This window comes from Mesorhizobium sp. M5C.F.Ca.IN.020.29.1.1 (assembly GCF_003997375.1).
In the GTDB taxonomy this organism is placed as follows: Bacteria; Pseudomonadota; Alphaproteobacteria; order Rhizobiales; family Rhizobiaceae; genus Mesorhizobium; species Mesorhizobium wenxiniae.
Map to the genome: position 1 here is coordinate 1 of NZ_RZSW01000897.1, position 1660 is coordinate 1660.

General features: G+C 63.6%; 2 protein-coding genes. Both read left to right on the plus strand.

Annotation, left to right across the window (positions count from 1 at the left end; genetic code table 11):
• The coding region (locus EOA85_RS34755; RefSeq protein WP_127212690.1) for a PDZ domain-containing protein at window positions 1-762 on the plus strand (762 nt) is incomplete at its 5' end.
• Between the two features lie 355 nt (window positions 763-1117).
• Window positions 1118-1660, plus strand: a 543-nt coding sequence (locus EOA85_RS34760) for a response regulator transcription factor (protein ID WP_164760109.1), incomplete at its 3' end; no start/stop codon positions are given.

Below are 1660 nucleotides of genomic sequence, written 5' to 3' on the forward strand. Positions count from 1 at the left end.
ACCTTCAACCTCAACGGTCAGGTTGTCGGCATCAACACCGCGATCTTCTCGCCGTCCGGCGGCAGCGTGGGCATTGCCTTCGACATTCCCGCCTCGACGGCCAAACAGGTCGTGCAGGATCTGATGAAGGACGGCACCGTCCAGCGCGGCTGGCTTGGCGTCGAGATCCAGCCGGTCACCTCAGAAATCGCCGAATCGCTCGGGCTGAAGTCCGATAAGGGTGCGCTCGTTTCCAGCGCGCAAGAGGATGGTCCCGGCAAGAAGGCCGGCATCACCGCCGGTGACGTCATCACTCAGGTGGACGGCAAGGACGTCGCTTCGCCGAAGGAACTCGCCCGTCTGATCGGCGCCTACCAGCCCGGCAAGCCCGTCGACGTCACGCTGTGGCGTGACGGCAGGAGTGAGACCGTCAAGGTCGATCTCGGCACGTTGCCTTCGAGCGACAAGCAGGCTTCGGCCGACCAGCAGCCTTCCGCCCCGGCAAAGGCCGATACGCTGGCCGATCTCGGTCTCACCGTCAGCGGGTCCGACGATGGCAAAGGGCTTGTGGTAACCGATGTCGATCCCGACAGCGATGCCGCCGATCGCGGCATCCAGCCCGGCGACGTCATCACCTCGGTCAATTCGACGGAGGTCAATGGCACCGACGACGTCGCCAAGGCCATGGCCGATGCGGTGAAGTCGGGCCGCAAGGCGGTGCTGATGCAGATCACCCGCGACGATAGCAACCGCTTCGTCGCGCTGCCTGTCGCCAAGGGCTGACGTCCAAACTTTTCCGGTGCGGCGGTTTCAAACACCCCCGAGCCGCCGCACGGGAAAGCACGGGGCTTGAATACATTAGTTAGTCAGTCATCGTGTTCCGCCCCAGCGGCAGCGGGCGATGGAAGCCCGCTGCCGCTCGAACAAAGTTTGACGGCATGTCAAACAACAAAGCAGGTCGCCCAAAAGCCCGCCTCGGGCTTGATCCGGGGGTGCCGGCGGCTCGGCGTCAGCGACATTCCAAAACAAAGACTTACTGCGTATCCTTGAATCACTTTGTTCGCGAAACGCCCTGATGAAGGCCACGATACATATGCCGGCCACTCAATCTTCCAGCGAAATCGCGTATAACGGTCCCATGAAGATTCTCGTCATAGAAGACGATCGCGAAGCGGCCGATTACCTCCAGAAAGCCTTTACCGAGGCCGGACACACCGCGCATGTCGCCGGCGACGGCGAAACCGGCTTCGCGCTCGCTGACTCCGGCGACTATGACGTGATGGTCGTCGACCGCATGCTGCCGCGCCGCGACGGCCTGTCGGTCATCGCCGGTCTGAGATCCAGGGGCAACACGACGCCGGTGCTGATCCTGTCGGCGCTCGGCGAAGTCGACGACCGGGTCACCGGCTTGCGCGCCGGTGGCGACGACTATCTGACCAAGCCCTATGCCTTTTCCGAGCTTCTGGCCCGGGTCGAGGTGCTGAACCGGCGCGCCAGCGCCAGGGAAGCCGAAACCCTCTACCGGGTCGGCGATCTCGAGCTCGACAGGCTCTCTCATTCGGTGCGACGCGCGGCGCGCGAAATCACGCTGCAGCCGCGCGAGTTCCGCCTGCTGGAATATCTGATGCGCCATGCCGGCCAGGTGGTGACGCGCACCATGCTGCTGGAAAATGTCTGGGAC